This is a genomic window from Metabacillus niabensis (genome assembly GCF_020524345.1).
In the GTDB taxonomy this organism is placed as follows: Bacteria; Bacillota; Bacilli; order Bacillales; family Bacillaceae; genus Metabacillus; species Metabacillus niabensis_B.
In genome coordinates this window covers 1-22,329 of the sequence record NZ_JAIVLH010000004.1, presented here as the reverse complement: position 1 = coordinate 22,329, position 22,329 = coordinate 1, and the positions used below count along the sequence as shown (strand labels likewise).

20 protein-coding genes are annotated in these 22,329 nt (G+C 34.7%); 8 read left to right on the top strand and 12 right to left on the bottom strand.

What is annotated here, in order from left to right; translation table 11 throughout:
* Positions 1–38: 38 nt before the first annotated feature.
* Positions 39–221 (top strand): H-type small acid-soluble spore protein, encoded by a 183-nt coding sequence (locus LC095_RS06345; RefSeq protein ID WP_026560755.1) that lies wholly within the window; start codon positions 39–41, stop codon positions 219–221.
* A gap of 178 nt (positions 222–399) precedes the next feature.
* Positions 400–609: a cold-inducible protein YdjO-related protein gene (locus tag LC095_RS06340; protein ID WP_026560754.1), complete on the top strand. Its 210-nt coding sequence runs from the start codon at positions 400–402 to the stop codon at positions 607–609.
* 60 nt (positions 610–669) lie between these two features.
* On the opposite strand, the gene proC is transcribed toward LC095_RS06340, so the two are convergent.
* Complete coding sequence (proC, locus tag LC095_RS06335; RefSeq protein WP_226527371.1) at positions 670–1,470, bottom strand: pyrroline-5-carboxylate reductase; 801 nt, start codon at positions 1,468–1,470, stop codon at positions 670–672.
* Between the two features lie 367 nt (positions 1,471–1,837).
* Here proC and LC095_RS06330 point away from each other — a divergent pair, with 367 nt between their 5' ends.
* The gene (locus LC095_RS06330; RefSeq protein ID WP_026560752.1) at positions 1,838–2,182 is read left to right on the top strand and encodes a general stress protein; all 345 of its coding nucleotides are present in this window, start codon (positions 1,838–1,840) and stop codon (positions 2,180–2,182) included.
* Positions 2,183–2,297: 115 nt separating this feature from the next.
* Complete coding sequence (locus LC095_RS06325; protein ID WP_226527370.1) at positions 2,298–2,747, top strand: cupredoxin domain-containing protein; 450 nt, start codon at positions 2,298–2,300, stop codon at positions 2,745–2,747.
* A gap of 124 nt (positions 2,748–2,871) precedes the next feature.
* Here LC095_RS06325 and LC095_RS06320 read toward each other — a convergent pair whose 3' ends face one another.
* From LC095_RS06320 to LC095_RS06305, 4 genes are all read right to left on the bottom strand, one after another.
* On the bottom strand, positions 2,872–4,083 hold the full coding sequence (locus LC095_RS06320; RefSeq protein WP_226527369.1) for a DHH family phosphoesterase: 1,212 nt from the start codon (positions 4,081–4,083) through the stop codon (positions 2,872–2,874).
* A gap of 429 nt (positions 4,084–4,512) precedes the next feature.
* Positions 4,513–5,022 carry a GNAT family N-acetyltransferase gene (locus LC095_RS06315; RefSeq protein ID WP_226527368.1) on the bottom strand — a complete coding sequence of 170 codons (510 nt, stop codon included), beginning with the start codon at positions 5,020–5,022 and terminating at the stop codon, positions 4,513–4,515.
* Between the two features lie 90 nt (positions 5,023–5,112).
* Positions 5,113–5,643 carry a helix-turn-helix domain-containing protein gene (locus LC095_RS06310; protein WP_226527367.1) on the bottom strand — a complete coding sequence of 177 codons (531 nt, stop codon included), beginning with the start codon at positions 5,641–5,643 and terminating at the stop codon, positions 5,113–5,115.
* Between the two features lie 119 nt (positions 5,644–5,762).
* Positions 5,763–5,966: a DUF6501 family protein gene (locus LC095_RS06305; RefSeq protein WP_026560748.1), complete on the bottom strand. Its 204-nt coding sequence runs from the start codon at positions 5,964–5,966 to the stop codon at positions 5,763–5,765.
* 245 nt (positions 5,967–6,211) lie between these two features.
* On the opposite strand from LC095_RS06305, the gene shc reads away from it, so the two are divergent.
* Positions 6,212–8,104 carry a squalene--hopene cyclase gene (gene shc, locus LC095_RS06300; protein ID WP_226527366.1) on the top strand — a complete coding sequence of 631 codons (1,893 nt, stop codon included), beginning with the start codon at positions 6,212–6,214 and terminating at the stop codon, positions 8,102–8,104.
* A gap of 88 nt (positions 8,105–8,192) precedes the next feature.
* Positions 8,193–9,095, top strand: a complete 903-nt coding sequence (locus tag LC095_RS06295) for a superoxide dismutase (protein ID WP_226527365.1) — start codon at positions 8,193–8,195, stop codon at positions 9,093–9,095.
* Between the two features lie 68 nt (positions 9,096–9,163).
* Here LC095_RS06295 and LC095_RS06290 read toward each other — a convergent pair whose 3' ends face one another.
* From LC095_RS06290 to cdaS, 7 genes are all read right to left on the bottom strand, one after another.
* A complete protein-coding gene (locus tag LC095_RS06290) occupies positions 9,164–10,510 on the bottom strand; it encodes a sodium-dependent transporter (RefSeq protein ID WP_226527364.1) in 1,347 nt (448 codons plus the stop codon).
* Between the two features lie 298 nt (positions 10,511–10,808).
* Positions 10,809–12,059: a 2-oxoglutarate dehydrogenase complex dihydrolipoyllysine-residue succinyltransferase gene (gene odhB / locus LC095_RS06285; RefSeq protein ID WP_226527363.1), complete on the bottom strand. Its 1,251-nt coding sequence runs from the start codon at positions 12,057–12,059 to the stop codon at positions 10,809–10,811.
* Positions 12,060–12,190: 131 nt separating this feature from the next.
* On the bottom strand, positions 12,191–15,031 hold the full coding sequence (gene sucA / locus LC095_RS06280) for a 2-oxoglutarate dehydrogenase E1 component (RefSeq protein ID WP_226527362.1): 2,841 nt from the start codon (positions 15,029–15,031) through the stop codon (positions 12,191–12,193).
* A gap of 492 nt (positions 15,032–15,523) precedes the next feature.
* Positions 15,524–17,443: a vWA domain-containing protein gene (locus LC095_RS06275; RefSeq protein WP_226527592.1), complete on the bottom strand. Its 1,920-nt coding sequence runs from the start codon at positions 17,441–17,443 to the stop codon at positions 15,524–15,526.
* 10 nt (positions 17,444–17,453) lie between these two features.
* Positions 17,454–18,311 (bottom strand): ATP-binding protein, encoded by an 858-nt coding sequence (locus LC095_RS06270; RefSeq protein WP_226527591.1) that lies wholly within the window; start codon positions 18,309–18,311, stop codon positions 17,454–17,456.
* A gap of 191 nt (positions 18,312–18,502) precedes the next feature.
* Positions 18,503–19,567: a LysM peptidoglycan-binding domain-containing protein gene (locus LC095_RS06265; protein ID WP_226527361.1), complete on the bottom strand. Its 1,065-nt coding sequence runs from the start codon at positions 19,565–19,567 to the stop codon at positions 18,503–18,505.
* A 255-nt stretch (positions 19,568–19,822) separates the two neighbouring features.
* Positions 19,823–20,449, bottom strand: a complete 627-nt coding sequence (cdaS, locus tag LC095_RS06260) for a sporulation-specific diadenylate cyclase CdaS (RefSeq protein WP_413467468.1) — start codon at positions 20,447–20,449, stop codon at positions 19,823–19,825.
* A gap of 109 nt (positions 20,450–20,558) precedes the next feature.
* On the opposite strand from cdaS, the gene LC095_RS26760 reads away from it, so the two are divergent.
* Positions 20,559–20,681: a hypothetical protein gene (locus tag LC095_RS26760; protein ID WP_264195943.1), complete on the top strand. Its 123-nt coding sequence runs from the start codon at positions 20,559–20,561 to the stop codon at positions 20,679–20,681.
* A gap of 62 nt (positions 20,682–20,743) precedes the next feature.
* Complete coding sequence (locus LC095_RS06255; RefSeq protein WP_226527360.1) at positions 20,744–22,108, top strand: MATE family efflux transporter; 1,365 nt, start codon at positions 20,744–20,746, stop codon at positions 22,106–22,108.
* Positions 22,109–22,329: the final 221 nt, after the last annotated feature.

Here is a 22,329-nt window from a genome sequence, read left to right as displayed (position 1 = left end):
GTTAAAAATAAAACGATTATTTTTAGGAGGTAATTGAATTGGATATTAATCGTGTAAAGCAGATTTTATCATCTTCTGCAGATATAAAAGTCATGTATAACGGCACTTCTGTCTGGATTGACGAATTGCATGAAGATCAGGAGATGGTAACTTGTCATCTTAGAGGACCACTTGAAGAGAGAACTCAAGTAAGTGTTGCAGAACTGAAAGAAATGGATTAATGCCTTATCTGTCTGACTTCTTTATCATTTTTTGTAGAGCTCGTCAGACATATCTTATTTTATTTTTTTAAAAATCACCAGCGAAATAAAAGGAATTAGTTAACAGTTATACATATTGTTAGAGAAAATGTGTATAATGTATGTAGTACTAAATCTCCTTACTAAAGGATGTGTTGATATGAGATTTCAACAACAAGTCGAAAAGCCACCAGAGGTTAACTTAAAAATATGGACTTGTGGTTCAGATGATTGTAACGGGTGGATGCGTGATAATTTTAAATCGAACGAAAACCCAGACTGTCCTTTATGTGGACACGCAATGGTTGAAGACGAGCGTACATTGCCTGTATTGGAAAACTTTTCAGCAGTAAGCCAGAAAAAGGAATAATTTCATTATCAACAATATTTTAAAGCAGAATCCCATGTTCATTACATGGGATTTTTCTTTTTAGTTCTCACCTTTTGCCTTCTTATTAGTTGCAATAACAGCTTGTTGAAGTAAGTCAACAAAGTTACCGTTTCTTAATACGTTTATTCCTTCTGCTGTTGCTCCACCAGGTGTTGTTACCTGCTCCCTCAATTCCTTTGGAGAGTATTCTCCTTTTAACATCTCTACAGAGCCATTTACCATTTCTTTCACCAATTTTTCCGCTGTATCTTTTGAAACATTGTAACTTTTTGTTTGGTCAATTAAAGCTTCAACTAATAAGTAAAAAAAAGCTGGTGCACTACCCGTAATTGCTGTTAAATTGTGAATCTCTTCTTCTGAGCAATATTGTGATGTTCCAATTGAGTCGACCAATAACTCCATTTGAACATGATTCTTTTCACTTGCAAATGTTCCATATGTATATAAAGAAATAGAGTGTCCAACCATAGCAGCAGTATTGGGCATAATCCAACCAACAGCCGTTCTCTCAGGAAGAAATTTCTCCATAAATGAGGGACTTATTCCCGCTGCTACCGTTACAATAAATTGCGAAGTAATGTAAGGGCTTAATTTTTTAAGAACTGCTTCATGTTCTGAAGGCGGAATCGCTAGTACGATCAGGTCCACTTTATCAATGATATCATTGAATGTCTCAATTGGTTGGATTTGATATCTTATTGCCAATTCTTTCAGCCTTTCAACACTCTTATGATTCGAAACATAAATTGAATTTATCTTTTCTCGGCTGCTTGTCGTTAAACCTGCAATGATTGCTTCTGCCATTCTGCCTGCCCCAATAAACAAAATAGAATTTTTCAAAAAAACTGCCTCACTTTCTTTTTATATCACTTGATATTATTAGCCTAATATCATCATTTGAAAGTTACAAGTTGCCAAAAATTTAAAAAATAAAAAGACGTCTATAAATAGACGTCTTGCGTATTGAGGCGAAAAACTGCACTCCACATCGTGCATTTAGCCTTCCGGCATGTTATTCGACTTACACAATTCAGCTCATCGCTCAATTAATATACCACAAAATAAAAAAAATAGGAAGAGAATTCTTCTAATAATGATAATTTTTTTAATAGGAGAAAAAGACTATTTCACACTATACGTGTTTAATGAACTCCAATTTGTGATATTGAATACTATAAAATTAAAAATTCAAGGAGGAAATAAACTTATGAAACCTTATATAGAAGAATTTCAAAATGAAGAAAATTTAGAGCAAGCTGTGAATATGTTAAAAAGTAAAGGTGTACAAGCTACTGATCTCTATGTTTTAACACATGACGATGATCGGACTGAAAGAATCTCAGATAAAGCAGATACGAATTTAATTGGTGTAGAAGAAACCGGCTTGACAAAAACATTAGAAAATCTATTCGTTAAAAAAGGTGATGAAATACGAAACAAACTTCATGAATTAGGTTTTTCAACAGCTGAAGCCGAAATGTATGAGGAAAAACTTGATCAAGGGAAAGCCCTTTTAATTATAAAGAATCCCGAGCAATACCAACTTGTATAAGATAAATTGCGAGGATGGCCGATGAGGCACATCCTTTTTTAATTATGAAAAATTAGACAAGTTTCATCCTACCCTCTCATATAAATAAGGTAGACATGCTATTAGGAGGGTAAATATGAGGTTTGTTTTTATACGGAAGAAATGGATATTTTTTGTTGTAGCCGCAATCTTAATGGGAAGTTTATATTTTTTAACAAGCAAAACAGTTCCAACGTCCCAAAGTACCCAAGCATCTAACGAAGAAATTACAATTAATATGGTCACTGGTGAATTTTCTACAACAACAGCTGAAGGTAAAAAACTGGAGGCTTATCGTTGGGATCCGGGTACCGTTATGATTCCAAAAGGTAAAGATGTTACCTTAAAGATTTTTGGTGTAAATGGAGAGGAGCATCCTTTTTATATTGAAGGAACAGATATAAAAGGCACAGTTAAAAAGGGTGAAGAAACGGTGATTCCTCTTAACTTTACGAAAGAAGGAACTTATCGTCTAATTTGCGACACACACACACACGTTGGTCATAATGAGGTTCCTCCAATGATTGCTTATCTTGTCGTTGATTAATTAATAGGTACATTCGCTTTTTTACATTTAAATATGTTTATTATCCTGGTTCATTGTTCAGAAAAAACTTATATAGTATCATGCATATTGTAACAACTCGTTTAATTTAGAAGCAAAGCGGAAATCACGCTTTGCTTTTTGTCTGTTTTTTTTGTTTTGAATCACTGGAGTCGATTAAATACTGAATCAGCATGTCGTCTTTTGAAAGATATGCAGAGTAAGTTCTTTTTATAAATCTTTCAGCCTCTTCAAAAGTTAAAAAGTCATCTGGTAGTAAATGATGATCTTTTTCTACCTTCCATTTATTTTCTTTATTTTTATATAATAAAAAATGTTTCTTCTCAAGATTTTCATAATGAGCACATCGCTGTTTCAAATTCATTTGATTATGATAATGATCCATTCTTAAGGGCTTTAAAGAGAATGGTTTATCAATAAACTCTTTATATGCTTCTGGCGTTAATGAACAACCTGATGCTTTTGCATGTCCTCCCCCACCGTATTGTGCGGCAATTTCAGATACGTCAATATGATCATGAATGGTTCGAAATCCCAATTTTTTATTTCCCATGTTAACAATGGCAATACAATCAAGATGCGGATGTTCCTTTCCAAGCTCATTTCCTAATTCTGAGTGGTATGATTCTGCGTGAACGACTCCTATACATTTGTCACCAATAAAAGTTTGTACCAATTCCCTTTTCTTTCTTTTTATGTATCGCTCTGTTTTCTTATCTTCAATATTTAACATTTTTTCTTCAAACTCATTAAAGGAAAAAGACTCTTCTATAGAAAGACGCTCAACCATACTTTGTTCAAACTCTTCAATAGATTGTAAAAATAAAAGGTCATTTAAATGCTTTGCATGAATATTTTTATTTCTCTCCCATTCCCAGGTATCATACTGTCTGACCAGTTCAACATATTCACTGAGAGAAGAACGTTCTTTAAGGAGATTCTGTTTTTGAAGGTGTGAATAAAATAATGAAGTTGCACATGCAAACTTACCTTTTGATTCTTCTACCTTGACATCTCCCCACTCATATTCGTTAAAATGCAAGGCTGTCTTATGATGATCTATTAATTGAACAAGTCCTCCTCTTTGAGCATATTTTTTTAATCTCATCTCATTGTCCTTATTAACCGACAAATCCGTTATATATAGTTTACATGAATGATTTTTGTCCCTTTGATCTTTCATTAATTGCTCTATATGATAATCTAGGCTATTTACTGAATGGTAATGGACATCTACAAATTCACCAAAAGCCAGTTTCGCAAGAATCCCACAACTGACGCCATCCAAATCATTATGTGTTAATAAAATATATCTCATGAGTCCACCTTCTCTATCCTTTGACATTTTCTTTCCTATATGAAGTATGTGTCTTAACGGCTTAACTATTCAAATACAAATACACTTGTTTTTATTGATTTATTAGTCCTCCTACTATTCAGATAAGTTTTCCTTTGTTAACGAACAAAAGAGCAAACGCCTTGATCAGCCTCGGGCAAATAAGAAGCAAATGAATAGAAGACGTCCTTTGTCTTCAATTCATTTGTGGCTATACCCTTAGGGGCTAGGCGTTGGCAGTTTAAAAGCGCGACGTCCTGTCGCAAAAACTGCACTTGCACATCCTGTGCTTCGGAGCTGGATGCAGCGCACTTATTCACAGTTCAAAGAATTTTATAGTTTCCTAAGCAAGTACGAAAAGGATACAAAATATGATTTGTATCCTTTCTGAGATATTTTATATTTTTAGTGTTATTCAATAATTCTTTTTCCTAAAATAACTAAGTCTCTCTCCACACCTTCCATATTAGCGATTTTCGGAAGATGTGCCCATCTCTCAAATGAATAATGTTCAAAAAGCTTAATACTTGGTGCATTATGACCAAATACAAATGCTAACAATGTTTTTATCCCTAGGTTAGGACATTCTGAAATTGCTTTATCCATTAAAATACGGGCATAGCCCTTACCATGTATGACAGGATCTAGATAAATACTAACCTCTGCTGTCGCATTATAAGCTGGTCTACCATAAAAGGATTGAAAACTTAACCAACCAACAATACCTTGATCTTCTTCTATAACCCATAAAGGCCTTTGGTGAGGGTTATGTTCATGAAACCAAGCTAATCGGCTTTCAACCGTTACCTCTTCTAGATCAGCTGTTGCAAGTTTACCGGGTATGGATGTATTATAAATTTCAACTATTCGCGGAAGATCTTCAATGTTTGCATCTCTGATTATATATGTTTGATCACACATTTTTTCATTTCCCTTTCTATGTAGCCTTACAAATGTTCTCCATGAATATTTTATTATCTTATTATAATTGAAAACCTTAATTAGATCCTACTATTTTTTTGCATCAGGGATGAAAATTGTAGAAATATTCCTTGCCTTTCTTTCATTAGATGGTTCATTATTAATAACTCTCAAAAAGACTTCTGACAATTCAGCGATAAATTCTTGAAATTCTTGATCGGATAAATAAATCATTGCTTGCCTAAAACTAACCCCATCTTTAACTAAATCAATTTCATCTTGTTGTAAATAGGCTTCATATTGACCTAATAAATAGGTCATAAAAGTTAAAAATAAATGCAAATGTTCATCACGGTTTAATTTTTGAATATCTCCTGTTGCTGATTGTTCTTGTTCATTTAATGCGTAAAATTTTTCAACCGTTCCTCGAATTTGATTTTCCTTAACAACCTGAATTACATTTCCTTCTAAAAGTTTATTTAGATGGCGATATAAAGTGGCCTGTGGAACTTCTGTTAATCTTGATTGGATTTGCTGGACATTCAACTCTTTTCTTCCAATTAATGTTTGTACGATTTTCATTCTCACTGGATGAAGAATTAGCTTTGCTTTTGAATTCAATACTTCAACCTCTCCCCACTTCAATCATTATTATCAATTATAATAATAATGAGAGGGATGTCAAACTTAGGTGGAAAAACATAAAAGGAATGGACTGTTTTTCCATTCCTTTCTCAACGTTAAGCATTTTCAAAATAATCTTTATAGTAGCCGCCAACCTTGCCAGTATTGTCAATAACAAAGTAAAATTCCTCTGTTTCATTTTGAACATCATACTCTTTCCCTGCAGTAAGTGCACGGTCAACCATGTATTTTGCTGCGTTTGTATGAACGCATTTTACTTTTTTTAGTGCCTTTGATTCTTGCCATGTTTTATGTATCAAAGCAAATCCACCTTTCACATTCATATGTTATATTCTATCTGATTCTTTCTAAAATGCCAATCAATGCAAGAAAACTAATTTTTTAAAAGTATGCAGAACGTATTATTATTTAAACATAGAATCCGAGTGTGTTAAACATAATAGAAATGGTTTCACTCTATAGTAACACATTGATACATAGCATCATTTCATCACACATATACAACTAACCCCCTGCATAGCCTATGGTGAGGTGAAGAATAGATATGCTTACAAACAACAAACTTGATCAATCCATTTTTTCTTTTGTAGACAAGTTAAAACACACACAAAATAGTGACGGGTCTTGGAAATATTGCTTCGAAGGTGGATTAATGACTGATGCGTTTATGGTTATTACACTTAGGGCATTAGACAGCAAAAATGAGGAAATGTTAATAAAGAATTTGACAGACCGATTACTTTCAACCCAATCAAAAGAAGGGACCTGGAAAGCTTATCCTGACGAAGAGGATGGTAATTTATCTGCCACGATACAGGCTTATTGTGCATTATTGTTCTCCGGCTTTCTATCTCAGGATCATCCTGCTTTAAAAAAGGCTGAACAATTTATAAAAGAAAAAGGTGGTTTAAACAATGCACATTTTATGACCAAATGGATGCTAGCTGTCAACGGACTTTACCCATGGCCAACACTCTTCTATGTACCTATGACATTTCTACTTACTCCAACATCGTTCCCTTTAAACTTCTACCAATTTAGTGCTTATGCAAGAATTCACTTTATCCCTATGATGGTGGCTGCAAACAAAAAGTTCACATTAAAATCTGCCTATACTCCTGTATTAAGCCACCTGTACAGACAACCTTCTCCACAGCACCTACTAAATCATTTTCGCTCTCACTCATTATTTATGAATGAAATGAAAAAACTATTAACACTACCAAAATATTTGCATCGTCTAGGCTATCAGCTTGCTGAGAGATATATGTTAAAAAGAATAGAGGAAGATGGTACTTTATACAGTTATGCTAGCGCAACTTTTTTTATGATTTTTGCCCTTCTTTCACTTGGGTATAGTAAAAACTCTCCTACGATTCTCAATGCTATAAACGGTTTAAAACAATTAGTTTCTACTTCATGTAATGGAATTCATTTAGAAAACTCAACTTCCACTGTATGGGATACCGCTTTAATAAGTTATGCATTACAAGAAGCAAACGTTTCTAACCAAGAAAAGACAATTCAACAAGCTACTTCTTTTCTTCTTTCTAAACAACATACAAAAAAAGGAGATTGGAAGATTCATAATCCCAATGTTACACCAGGAGGTTGGGGGTTTTCTCATAATAACACAATGGTCCCAGATAATGATGATACATCTGCAGTTTTGCGCGCTATAACCCGTACAGCTATATTAAACGATAGAGTCCGAACTGCTTGGTACAGAGGTGTAACCTATCTTCTATCTATGCAAAATGCAGACGGAGGTTGGGGAGCTTTTGAAAAAAACACTGATCTGGCGTTACTTACTCTTATCCCCCTAGAGAATGCGAAGGACGCAGCTATCGATCCATCAACACCTGACTTAACCGGCAGAACACTTGAGTTTTTAGGTACTTATGCGGGACTATCTAAACAACATCCAAGCATTAAAGCTGCAATTCAATGGTTGGAAAACAATCAAGAAAGAAATGGCTCCTGGTATGGCAGGTGGGGTGTTTGTTATATATACGGTACATGGGCTGCAGTTACTGGAATGATATCTGTAGGAGTATCAGCTAATTCCCCTGTTATACAAAAGGCTATTCAATGGTTGGAATCCGTTCAGCTTGATACTGGTGGATGGGGAGAATCCTGTATAAGCAGTATCAAAAAAAAATATACACCGCTTCTTTATAGTACACCTTCTCAAACTTCTTGGGCTCTAGATACTTTGATACAAAGTAACGCATACAAAAAGGAATCTGTACAAAAAGGAATCGCTCATTTACTCAATCCTTCTTCCTTTTCACATACTGCGCTAACTTATCCCACCGGTATAGGGCTACCAGGGCAATTTTATATCCATTATCACAGCTATAATGATATTTTCCCCCTTTTAGCCTTAGCACATTATAAGAAAAAAATATTTACTCATTCTATTGTAAGTTCCTAACCACAATGTTAATGACAAAGAAAAGAATCAACTCTTTCAATTTTTTTGCATATATTGTCTAGGACTGCTGTCTAGGAGGCGATTTAACATGTCAGAGCCATACATGACATCAATGAAAAAATGGTGTGATGATATTTTAAAGAGTTACGAAGATTCAATTAAGGATTTAAGACGCAATCATGATATAACGAGTTTAGAATCATGGAAAAATGAACTTATACACCTGCAAGATGAACTTAATGAAACATCAGACTTGGACCCTAAAGATGTTTATCAACGTGCAGACGAATTATTTACCAGATTTGAAGCTTATTTTGATTCTGAAGAGCGTCAGGAGAATGAGCGAATACAAAATCAGAAGAAAACTGTGCCTATAGGAGGTCATACACTCCCTCCGTTGCCATACGCCTATAATGCATTGGAGCCGTATATTCACCAGGAGATTATGCGCTTACATCATGATAAACATCATCAAAGCTATGTCGACGGATTAAATAAAGCCGAAAAAGAAATGCAAAAGGCAAGAAAGACTGGTAATTATGAATTAATTAAACATTGGGAGCGTGAAGCAGCATTCCATGGAGCGGGACATTACTTACACACAATATTTTGGTCAATCATGACACCTAATGGCGGAGGAAAGCCTTCGGGTATGCTGATGAGGGAAATCAACTTATCGTTTGGAAGCTTTGAACAATTCAAACAACATTTTTCAGAAGCAGCTAAAAACGTAGAAGCTGTTGGCTGGGCTATTTTGGTTTGGTCACCGCGAGCACATCGATTAGAAATACTTCAAGCAGAAAAACACCAAAACCTGAGTCAATGGGATGTTATCCCGCTTCTAACGCTTGACGTGTGGGAACATGCTTATTATCTTCAATATAAAAACGACCGAAAGAAATATGTTGATAATTGGTGGAATGTTGTTAATTGGAAGGAAGTTGAAAGACGTTTCCATGAAGCACAACAAATAAAATGGAATCCCTATTAATGACCATTTACTTAATATAGAAAACAAGGGTAACTTTAAAACATTCTCAAAGTTACCCTTTTCGTACATCAAATTATCCCTAGTACATCTAAAAATACAACAATAATAACAATCGGAGAAACGTATTTTAAAAGAAGATACCAACAAGTAAATATTTTTTTACTTATTGTTGAACCATTCTGAAGCTCTTCAAACAAGTCTTCTTTAGTAATCTTCAACGGAACAAATACCGCAATTAATAACGCCCCTAATGGCATAAGCATATTACTAACCAAAAAATCAGCAGCATCAAAAATAGACTTTCCAAATATAGTTATATTTGAAAGCACACCATACGATAATGCTGACGGAATTCCTACAGCAAAGATACATAAGCCTACAACCCATGAAAATAGATTTCTTTTCTTTTCATTCCCTTTTGATATAGGCGCAACAATAATTTCAAGCATTGAAAAGGCAGATGTTAAAGTTGCAAATAAAAATAATAATAAAAAGGCAACTAAGAAAATAGTCCCGAATGGCATTTGATTAAAAACCGTTGGAAGTACATTAAATAATAAAACAGGACCCGCATCCGGTGCTAATCCGAATGAAAATACAGCAGGAAAAATTGCTAACCCTGCTAATAAAGCTACTAATAGATTAAGCCCTACTATTGATATTGCGGATTGGGGGAGGTTTTCATTCTTAGATAAATAAGAACTATATGTGACCATAACCGAAACACCAACACTTAATGCAAAGAAGGATTGTCCCATTGCATATAAAACTGTTTCAGATGTCACCTTTGCAAAATCAGGCTTTAAGAAAAAGATAATCCCTTCCATAGCACCATCTAGTGTAACTGATCGAATAATGATAAAAATAAATAAGATAAAAAGGGCAGGCATCATAAATTTACTTGCTTTTTCAATTCCGTTTGAAACGCCTTTAGACACTACATAGCTCGTAATAAGCAGAAAAATCAACTGAGCTACTACTGTTAAAATAGGATCTGAAATACTCGCTCCAAATAATTCTCCATACTCCTGCTCAGTTAGTCCGCTTAATTGACCTGTTAGAGCTTTTACCAAATAAATGAGAATCCATCCCCCTACAACACTATAAAAAGACAGCAAAATAAAGCATGTGATAACACCCAATCTACCAATTAGATGCCAAGATGAATTTGGGGCAATTTGTTTATAAGCTAATATCGCATCACTTTTTGTACTCCTACCAATAATAAATTCACCAAGTAAGAGCGGCAATCCGACTAATAAGGTAAATAATATAAATATTAGGAAAAAAACGCCCCCACCACTTGTTCCAGCAACATATGGAAATTTCCATATTGCCCCAAGCCCAATTGCTGAACCTGCCGCGGCAAGGATAAACGTGATTTTTGACGACCATTGTTCGACTGATTTACTCACTTCATCACCTCTAATGCAAACTTTGTTTGTTACTAATGAATATATTTATTAAAAGGAATATTCTTATGACTTTTAGTATCAATCCATCACAAACATTATATAAGTCTACATTTTAACATTTTACTAGCATAATTTAAATTATATTTTAAAAATATTCTTTCAGTTTTCAAGTTGACATAATACTTTTATAAAAGCATTTGAAAGATGACATTACATGTAAAATCCATTATAGTAAAATGTTTTCAATGAAAAAAGGCTGGCACCCTTCAATAAGTGCCAACCTTCCTATTGTAATAGCTTAGCCTTCTAGTAATAATGATTCTGGATCTTCCAGCAATTCTTTAACTGTTGCTAGGAAGCTAACCGCTTCTTTACCGTCAACAATACGATGATCATATGAAAGCGCAATGTACATCATAGGACGGTTTTCCATTCTTTCTTCATCAATTGCAACAGGTCGCAATTGAATTTTATGCATACCTAGAATCCCTACTTGTGGACCATTTAAAATTGGGGTAGATAATAGTGATCCGAATACTCCCCCATTTGTAATTGTAAAGGTACCGCCTTGAAGATCACTTAAACTTAGTTTATTGTCACGTGCTTTCTTTGCCAGGTTTAGAATTTCGCCTTCAATTCCAGCAAAGTTTAATCGATCTGCATCACGAACTACAGGTACAACCAAGCCTTCAGGTGCTGATACTGCAATCCCTATGTCATAGAACTTTTTCATTAAAATCTCGTTCCCTTGAATTTCAGCATTTAGTAATGGGAATTGTTTTAACGCCGCTACTACTGCCTTTGTAAAGAACGACATGAATCCTAAACGAACATCGTGCTGTTCATAGAATTTATCTTTTCTACGTTTGCGAACCTCCATAACAGCGGACATATCAACTTCATTAAAGGTTGTTAGCATTGCAGCAGTTTGTTGTACCTCCACTAAGCGATTAGCAATTGTTTGACGTCTTCTAGACATCTTAATTCGCTCAACCGGTTTACCAGGTACATCTTCCTGAGCAGAAACAGCTGGTTTTGGTGCAGCAGTTTTCGGAGTTGCAGCCTGTTGTTGCTGATTTGGTACATCTTTACCTGAGAAGGACTCAACATCCTGTTTTCTTACTCGACCAAGAGGATCAACTGTTTGCACATGTTGTAAATCTATTCCACGCTCTCTTGCAAGTTTACGTGCTGAAGGTGAAGCAATTGGTCTTTGTTTTTTCTCCTCTTTACCTTCTGCTTCATTTTGTTGTACAGCTTCTGGTGCCTTGCCTTCTTGCTTCACGTCCTGCGGTTGTGAGCTAGAAGTTTCTCCACTCTCATCAATTACCCCGATTGTCTCTCCAACTTGAACAGTATCACCTGATTCTTTGTGCAGCTCTTTTAAAACTCCAGAAAATTCAGCAGTTAATTCAACGTTTACCTTGTCTGTCTCAACTTCTAATAGGTATTCGCCTTTCTCAACAGCATCCCCAGGTTGTTTAAGCCATTGTGCAATTGTTCCTTCAGTAATAGATTCTGCTAGTTCTGGTACTTTAATTTCAGCCATGTGTTGGTTCCCCCTTGAGCACTTGCTTTTATAAGAGTTTCGCTCATACAGTAGATACACAATAGAAGCGAATTATTGATCATCAGCAAGTTCCGCATTTTTCAATTTAGTCAATACATAAATGGTCAATATTATTTATTCCAAGTCAATGCTTCTGTTACAATACGTTCTTGATCCTTCTTATGAATATTAGGATCACCTTCTGCAGGACTTTGTCTTCTTCTTCTGCCAATATATTTCACTGGAATTCCGTCCGGTGCAATTTCTCTCAGCTTAGCGTCGATGAAGCTCCAAGCCCCCATATTTTGCGGCTCCTCCTGAACCCAAACGATTTCTTCAAGAGAAGATAAATTTTCTAGTATTGAAAGGATTATTTTCTTAGGGAATGGATATAATTCTTCCACTCTCAACATATGCACCCAGTCTTGATTTCCATCTAAGGAATTTAATTTATCCGTTAAATCAGTAGCGATTTTTCCTGAACATAGAACAAGTCTTTTCACTTTTTCCGGTGAATGACCAAGACCAGGTTGTTCAATAACTGGCTTGAATTCACCTTCACATAATTCATTCAGATCTGAAACAGTTTGTGGATTTCTTAACAAGCTCTTCGGCGTCATGATAACTAGCGGTCTGACCTCTTCACGTTTTAGCAAATCAGCCTGTCTGCGTAATATATGAAAATATTGTGCAGCACTTGTTAAATTTGCTACTTGCCAGCTATCTTCTGCAGCAAGCTGTAAAAACCTTTCAAGTCTTCCACTGGAATGCTCTGGTCCTTGACCTTCAAAACCGTGAGGTAACAGCATGATTAGTCCGGATTTTTGACCCCATTTTGCACGACCTGCTGCAATAAACTGATCAAAAAATACTTGAGCAGCATTTGCAAAATCTCCATATTGGGCTTCCCATAAAACCAATGTTTCTGGAGCGTACACATTGTAGCCATATTCAAAGCCAATAACCGAACCTTCAGATAATGGACTGTTATGAATAGCAAATGATGCTTTAGCATCTGACAGTTTGTGTAAAGGTGAGTAAAACTCTCCAGTATTGACATCGTGTAAAACAATATGTCTTTGAGCAAATGTTCCGCGTTGTGAATCTTGTCCAGTTAAACGAATTGGTGTTCCATCCGTAAGGATAGATGCAAATGCTAACGCCTCACCAAGTGCCCACTCTACTTTACCTTCTTCTTTAAGACCTTTTGCTCTTTTTTCTAAGATTCTTTGCAGTTTAGAAAAAACATTGAAATTTTCCGGCCATTTTACCAATTCGTCATTTAATTTAAGTAGCTTGTCTTTGTTAACAGCTGTTTGTAACGCAGGAAGTCCACTGTTAACAAACTTCGGTAATTTAATTTCGTGAGTTTCAGCAGCTTTTTTATCTGGAACCTTTTGATATGCTCTATCAAGAGTTCCCTGCACTTCATCATTGATCTTTTGAATATCGTCTGACCCGAGCACATTCTCATTTTCTAGTGATTCCGCATACAATTTACGTACAGTAGGATGTTTGCGTACTTTTTCATATAGCTGAGGCTGTGTCATTGACGGTTCATCCATTTCATTATGTCCGAATCGACGATAACCAATGAGATCAATTAAGAAATCACTTTTGAATTTTTTACGGTACTCCATTGCAATATAAACAGCTGCAATACATGCTTCAGGATCATCAGCATTCACATGGACAATTGGAATTTCGTACCCTTTTGCTAAATCACTTGCATATTTTGTCGAGCGAGAATCACGACTTTCTGTCGTAAACCCAATCATATTATTTGCAATAATATGGATTGTTCCACCTGTTTGATAGCCAGTTAGTTTATTTAAATTAAGAGTTTCTGCAACAATTCCTTCACCTGGAAAGGCAGCATCTCCATGAATCAAGATAGCCATCGCATCATTTACACTTTGTTTAGGATAGCCTTTCTCTGTGCGAACTTCTTGTGCAGCACGTGTGTATCCTTCAACAATAGGATCGATGAATTCTAAATGACTTGGGTTATTAGCCAATGTAACTTTAGCTCGACCAGTGCTTTCATCCATGAATTGCTTGTTTGCACCCAGATGATATTTTACATCCCCACTCCAGCCATAGTTAATGCCAATAGATCCTTCTGAAGGTACTAATTCCTTATTTGGTGCATGTTGAAACTCTGAAAAGATAATTTCATATGGTTTTCCAAGGACATGGGCTAAAACATTTAAACGTCCACGGTGTGCCATTCCAATGTTAATAGTATCCGTACCTGCTTCAACTGCATTTGAAATCAATTCATCAAGAACAGGAACAAGCATATCCAGTCCTTCAATAGAGAAACGCTTCTGCCCTACAAATGTACGATGCAAAAATTGCTCAAATCCTTCTACTTCTGTTAATCTCTTTAAAATCGAAATTCGCTTTTCTTTCGACAGATTTTTAAAGATTGTACCGGACTCAACCATTTTAAGAAGCCACGTCTTTTCCTCGTAATTATGTACATGGCTAAACTCAAAAGCAATAGAACCTTTGTAAACTTCTTTTAAGTACTGGTATGCCTCTAGTCCATTTGTAACATGTGCTGGAACATCCTCACATAGAAGGTTTACAGGAATATACTTTAAATCTTCTTCAGTTAAATCATATTCTTCAAGTTGTAAAAATTCATTTTTCTCAGCAGTATCCCCAAAAGGATACACAGCAGCATATAAGTGACCATATCTACGGATATTAGTTACAAGTTTTACTGCTTCTGCTACTTTTTTCATTTTATCAGCTGAAATTGTTTCACCTTCAGCTAATGTTTGTTGATTATTAGATTTCATTTGTATTGAAGGAGAACCCCAGTTATCAAATATTTCTTTTAATTCTATATCAATAGAATTTGGATCAATTTTATATTGATCATATTGTTCCATGATATAGCCGAGGTTTGGACCATGGAAGTCTTCCCAAGGGAAATTTTGCTTACTTGTGCCTACTGCCATCTTACATTACCCCCAAAGATTCATAAGTGATCAGAAAAAATATTTCTGATACGCAGGTGGAAAAATTATTATCCTACGATATTAACCACTCTTACAAGTATAGTAGTATGATATTAAAACGCTTCCAATGCTATTTTAACATTGGTGTCTACACATTCCAAGATAGATGATTGAAAAATTTAAAAAAATTTGGTCCTTTTTTCAATAACTATTCTTAGCGCTCTCAATTATTTAAATAATTAGAATTATCAAATAATACCCCCTCTTCCTTACCTCTATCATACTACAAATCCTTGGAAGAAAAGTACAATTTTTATTATTTTAGAGTAAATTTTGATAAATTTTTCTATGTCAAAGCGTCCCTAAAAACAGACAAATTATCGATCTATTTTTTAGATTAATTCAATAGTATCTATCTCAAAACATAAGGACAAAATCATACTTCAGATTTTGTCCTACTATCAAATAATCATTGCTTTTCTATAAGAACAACTAGATTGTTTTTAATAACAATCTTTTTAGTAATGGGTATAATTGTTCTGGAAGCTCTTCAATTTTTTCAACAAAAACACTGTACCTTCCATAAATATTTTGGATGGTTTTTTTGGTCGCTTCATCGACTTCATTTGTTGATAAAAAGACATTCATTACTTCTATCCCAAACTTCCTGCCATCTAATACAGCTTCATGTGTATCAATTATCCCATTTCTTTCATACCCGGTTGCGGCTGGTTCACCATCGGAAAACACGAGCAGAAATTTTTGCTTTTCATTTCTTTTCATTAATTGTTCGGTCATATGTCTTATTGCATACCCATCTCGATTATCTTCTTCTGGAGATAATTGCATAATCTCTGGTCCTGATTGACTCTGCAATGAATCCTTAAAGGAAATAACTGTATGAAAATGGTTCGGCTGTCGGGATTTGGAAGCTTCATTTGTATCTTCCCAAAAACCTACTATCTGATGCGGAACTCTGACAGACTTTAATGTTTCATGAAAGAGTATAATTCCCAGCTTTGTTTGGTCCATTTTATCAAACATGGAGGCAGAACAATCAACTAAAAGAGTAAAAACAGCATCAATATCCGGTGATCTTTCCTGCTTTTTATAAAACAGCTTAGGATTTTCTTCTGTCAATAATCTTAGAAGCTTTTTGTTTAACCTCCCTATATGAAGATCTGTTCTTGGCAATGTTCTTTTATGTTCCAAGGTTTTTTGTATCATTAATTTTAATTTTTTCTGAAATAGAAGAATATCATGTTGATCATGTTTGTATTTATCTATATCATCTGCTGATGGGAGCTTTGATTGAACAAATATTGGTACAGCATATTTATTTTCCTTCCCATATACATGCTCCCCAACACTAGATCTTTCTTCTTTTTGCGACTCCATAGCTTCTAGCTTTGAATAATCATTTTTTTTAGCTTTTCCGGATGTCCCTTGTACCATTGCAAGTGCTTGATCTGTATCTTCGCCTTCACGAACAGTCCCATCACCATTAAGTGTTGTGTTTGTTCCTTGTTCTAAATCAAATTGTAAAAAACTTTTGGTTGGCTTACTTGTTTCACTATGCCAGGTTGGAAGTTTGTCACTATGAACATCTTCATCACCCTTTTTAGCATCTTCGATTTGATCTTTATTTTTTAATTTTGATTTTCTCTTTAACTCATCAAAAAGACTTGAAGCTTTTATCGATTCGTACGGAAGATCAGCTAAATAAAAATAAGTATTAAGCATGTCTTGATCCATAAGCTCTTCTAAAATAACAACTACATTTAAAACAATCTTAATAATGTGTGAGGTTGAAGAAGCTTCAAAAACTTGAAAGATTTGAGTTTGAATATAAGGTAATGTCCGATCTATGTTTTCTGACAATGCAGGGACTTGTTCCAATGTAGATTCAGCCGTCAGGATTAGATAGAGTGCGTTAAATAGAGCGTCTGTTAAAATACTACGTTCCTTATGAATAATAAGTTGGCTTTGAAAATGTCTACGGTATAACCTTTTTCTCAAGTAAAACGCCGGTTTTGTACCTGGTCTTTCTTTTATACATACCTCTTCTATCCGAAGATCTTCCAGCAGCATACAAAGTTGTTTGGCAAAGCTATTGAGCTTTAACGGTCTTACTTTTTGTATAAATAAGCCAAGCTCTCGAAAATCTGTATGAAAATAATTTCCAATACTCCGTAGATATACATCACTTTTTAATGCTAATTCTGTCTCGATTTTTTCACGATGATCCCAAAAATGACTAACATATATCTTTTTTTCAAATGGATCTAAATAAGATTGGACACTATAATCCACTTCCATATCACGATTCTTTGTAAGTCCTTTTGAAAGATCAGCTAGTTCCATAAAAAGAAATGAATCAACTTGTTGATCGTTAAACTTAATAAATCTCAAAACCAAAACCTCACTCAAATAGAGTTTCAGCCACATTTCGAATGGCTGCTTTTTCTCTTTCATCCTCCAGCTTTTCAACAATTCCTCTTTCGACAGCACGTTTAGGAGGGAGATAGCAAGCTAAATCACATGTATCAATTAGTGCCCGTATTGATGCAGCTTCTTCTGAAACCTGTCCATTTTGAACAAGACTTAACAAATCAGCTGACAACTTTGTAAATGTTTTAATTAACGTTGGATCTTTAAGCTTGGATTGTTTTTCAAGAACCGATTTTAATTCATCGTCTTGAATATATGGAACTTCAATGACAATAAAACGGTTTTTTAATGCTTCATTTAAGGGTACTGTACCAACATATCCTTCATTTATCGCAGCAATAACACCAAAGTGCTCATGAGATCTCACAACTTCACCTGTAAATGGATTTGTAATCATTCTTCGATAATCCAGTACTCCATTTAATATAGGTAATGTTTCCGGTTTAGCCATATTAATTTCATCGATATATAGAAGATGTCCTTTTTTCATCGCTTTCACAACAGGTCCTGCAATAAATTCAATCGAAGTTCCACTTTGATTGTTTTCAATTGTTTTAAAGCCTAATAATGCTTCTGCGTCTAAATCAACAGAACAGTTAATACTATGCATCGGCTGCTGAAATAGATTTGATAAAGTTTCAGCAAGTTTGGTTTTTCCAGATCCTGTTGGACCTTTTAATAAAACATTTTTTCCGAGAGCTAATGCAATCATTGCATCATAAATAATAGAATCATCAGTTGGAGTATATCCGCTCTCACCGATTAATAATTCATCGTCCTCATGTACTTCTCTTGTTGATCTATCCTTTATTAATTTTTGAATGTCCATTGGTAATTGATAAGCTTCTATGTTTTTCATATTTGTCCTTCCTTTTATACCTTTTTCAAACGTTCATACCAAACATGAGTATACTAAAAAGATTGTAAGTATTCAAAGTTTACGATAGTACTTTAGGTGGTAATTAATCACTAAATCCAACCCTATTTTTTATCTCAAAAAAAATAGAATCCTAAAGGATTCTATAAATAGCGCTTAGCACCAAGATAGCGCTGCTTCCAATATGAATTATCCAGTTTACTTATCGTAACTCCTGAGCTGCTAGCATGAATAAATTCATTATTTCCTAAATAAATTCCCATATGTGATGGACCTGCCTTATATGTAGTAAAGAAGACAAAATCTCCTACTGCAGGATTGCTTACAGATTTCATCGTATCCCAATAACCCGCTGTACTTAAGCGAGACACAGATGTAACTTTATTTAGAACATAATAAATAAATCCACTGCAATCAAAACCACTTGGTGTATTTCCAGCCCAACGGTATGGAGTTCCCATTAGTGATTTCGCTTCACTTATCATTGTGTCAATTTTTGAGGATTGATTTTGTGATTGCGAAGGTTTTGACACCGTGTTATTTGTATCTTGACTAATTGTCTTATCACCATTCAATTTTAAAACCTGACCAACTCGAATAACATCTGATTTAAGATTATTTGCTACTTTTATTTCTGCAATCGTTAAGTCAAATTTATTGGCTATTTTCCATAACGAATCACCTGGTAAAACCTTGTATGTAGAAACGACATTTGATGAATCTTGCTCAGGTTTATTGTTGCTAACCGTTTCTTCATTTTTCTGATTAGTTTGACCGGCTTGTTTTCTAACCGATAATTTTTGACCAACACGGATAAGATCACTTGTTAAATTGTTTAGTTTCTTTAGCTCAGCAACTGATGTATTATGAGCTCTAGCAATCACCCATAATGAATCTCCGCTTTTCACAGTGTATGTTACACTTTCAGCTGAAGTTGATGAAGAAGAACTCGATGTTGTACTATTACTTGATTGATTATTCGTAGTAGTAGATGTTTTTACCTTTAGAACTTGTCCAACCTGAAGAAAGTCACTATGTAATGAATTCCATTGCTTAAGGTTGTTAACTGTTGTATCATACTGCCTTGACAAATCCCAAAGTGTATCACCACTTTTAACTTTAATTTTCTCATCTGCTGCAGCGACTGAAGCAAATAATGATGACCCAACAACTGCTGTTGCTGTCAATCCTAATATTTTTTGTTTCATTTCTACTATTACCTCCTACTCATCATAAGCTTAGTTTAATAGATTATCAGACATAAAACTACATATTTATAAATAAATTTAATAAAAACAGGTAAAATGATACAAATCCTTCCTTTTTACTATACAAAATTTTACATAGACAGACATTCACTCTATTTCAGCTTACCCCACTCACTTCTTAATCTAGTATCCTTCGAATTTCTATATAATAAAAAAAGTCAGAAACTATGTTCTGACTTTTACATAATTATTTTTTTATTGGAGACTAGATTCAGGTGAGATAATAGGATAAAGGGTTCCCGCTAGTGCAAACGACATTTTTCCTGTTTCCTCTGAAATGATGAGTACTAAAGAATCAGTCATCTCCGTAAGGCCGATACCTGCCCTATGTCTTGTTCCTACTTTCTCTGATCCAAAATCCTGGTTTGTTAAAGGCAATACATTTGCAGCGGAAATAATATAATCTCCCTTCACTAATATTGCCCCATCATGGAGAGGATTTCCCGGATAGAAAATACTTTCGATTAAGCGATTGGAGATCGTAGCATTTAATGGAATACCTCCCTGTATATGGTCAGAAACCGGGTTTTCTCTTTCTACAACAATTAGTGCCCCGTGCCTTTTTTCAGCCAGATTTTGAATCGCCTTAGCGATCTCTATGTATTGAGTTGTAAATTTTTCTATATAAGCCTTTAAATAAAAGAAAGACGCGGAAGATTGTATTTCATTAAAGAGATCTCTTATATGAGCAAGCTCGCATAATAGACAATATTCTTTCTCATCCAGTGAATTTCTCATTGTTTGTGATTCATCAATTATTTGACTTAGGTGAACAGCAATGTGATGTTTGATAGATGTAAATGTTTGATTTTGTTCCAATATGCTCAATCCTCCCTTTTGATTAGTCTTTTTCATTCATTCTATTTTTGATTTTTTTACTTTGTGTATTTTTTCCATTTATCGAACCATACTACTTATAGGAGGTGTACGTATGATTACTCAAAAGATTCTTCAATATACGTTTAGTATTTTAGGTGTCATATCCTTAGGTTTTTTTTATTATCAAATGTTTAAAGGTGAGTCACGTAAATCTGATAACAATCAGCCGAAATAAACTACTATTTTTCTTTTTCATGTTATAATGCAACAGGTATCTTTTTGAAATGAGGATGTAACATGAAAATAAACGTATTAAACAAGAAAAAAATAATTTATCTTACAAGTATTTTATTCCCGATTCTCATCACTCAACTAGGTCTATTTTCGATGAATTTTTTTGACACAACTATGTCAGGCAAAGTACATCCAAATGACTTAGCGGGTGTTGCGATTGGATCCAGTTTATGGGTACCCGTTTATACCGGTTTAAGTGGGATTTTATTATCCGTAACCCCTATTGTTGCCCAGCTAGTCGGGGCAAAAAAAACAAAAGATGTTCCGTTTATGGTAGTACAGGGTCTGTATGTTAGCATTTTTATTTCCGTTCTTATTTTTATTTTAGGTTTTTTTGTATTGGATCCCATCTTATTAAATATGGGTCTTGAAAATGAGGTTCGCTATATAGCCAAATGGTATTTAATTTCATTATCACTGGGGATTTTCCCTTTATTTTTATACGCAGTCATAAGATGTTTTATTGATGCGTTGGGGTTTACCAGAGTAACTATGATTATCACACTTACTTCCTTACCAATAAACTTTGTATTCAACTACTTGTTTATCTTCGGGAAATTTGGATTTCCTGCTCTTGGGGGAATAGGTGCAGGTATTGCATCTGCCATAACTTATTGGTGTATTACGGCAATTGCTATCTTTATCGTTAACAAACGATCTCCTTTTAAGGAGTACTATATTTTTAAGACGTTCTATCCTATTTCTTTAAAGGCATGGGGAGAAATTTTAAAAATTGGTGTACCTATTGGACTTTCCATATTCTTTGAAACTAGTATTTTTGCTGCTGTTACACTACTTATGAGTCAATATCATACCGTTACAATTGCCTCACATCAGGCAGCCATTAATTTTGCTTCTTTTCTTTACATGCTTCCGTTAAGCATTTCTTTAGCTCTCACTATTGTCATCGGACAAGAAGTTGGGGCAAAAAGAATAAGGGATGCAAGACAATACAGCTATATAGGTATAGGATTAGCGCTCATGCTATCTCTCATTTCTGCTGCACTGATTTATTTCTTTAGACCGGAAGTTGCGTCACTTTATACTTCTGATAATGCCGTACTTAAGCTGACACAGGATTTCTTAATTTATGCGATTTTCTTTCAATTATCAGATGCAATAGCTGCACCAATTCAAGGTATCCTAAGAGGATATAAAGATGTGAATGTAACATTTATTATGGCTCTCATCTCTTATTGGGTAATTGGACTTCCAGTTGGATATCTTGTTGCTACGTATACTTCTTTGGGTGCTTTTGGATATTGGATTGGTCTTATTTCTGGGCTTGCCGCTGGAGCAATTGGATTATCTTTTCGACTTTATAAAATCCAACGAAAATATGAAGTGTTAACTGCAGAAAATAATTAGAAAAACCCGGATTATCGCCAAATTCCAATCACAAAATCCCTATTTTCACCGTATCCAACCATAAAAAAGAGTGTCTTATCTTCAGATGAAGTAAGACACTCTCAGACTGTAGACAAACTCATTAAAATTGAGTTTTCCTACAGTCTTTTTTGATTTAAACTTGTATTAAGAAAATCTTGAGGTGATAAATATGCTTTCGAAACATAATTCCATTCAACGAG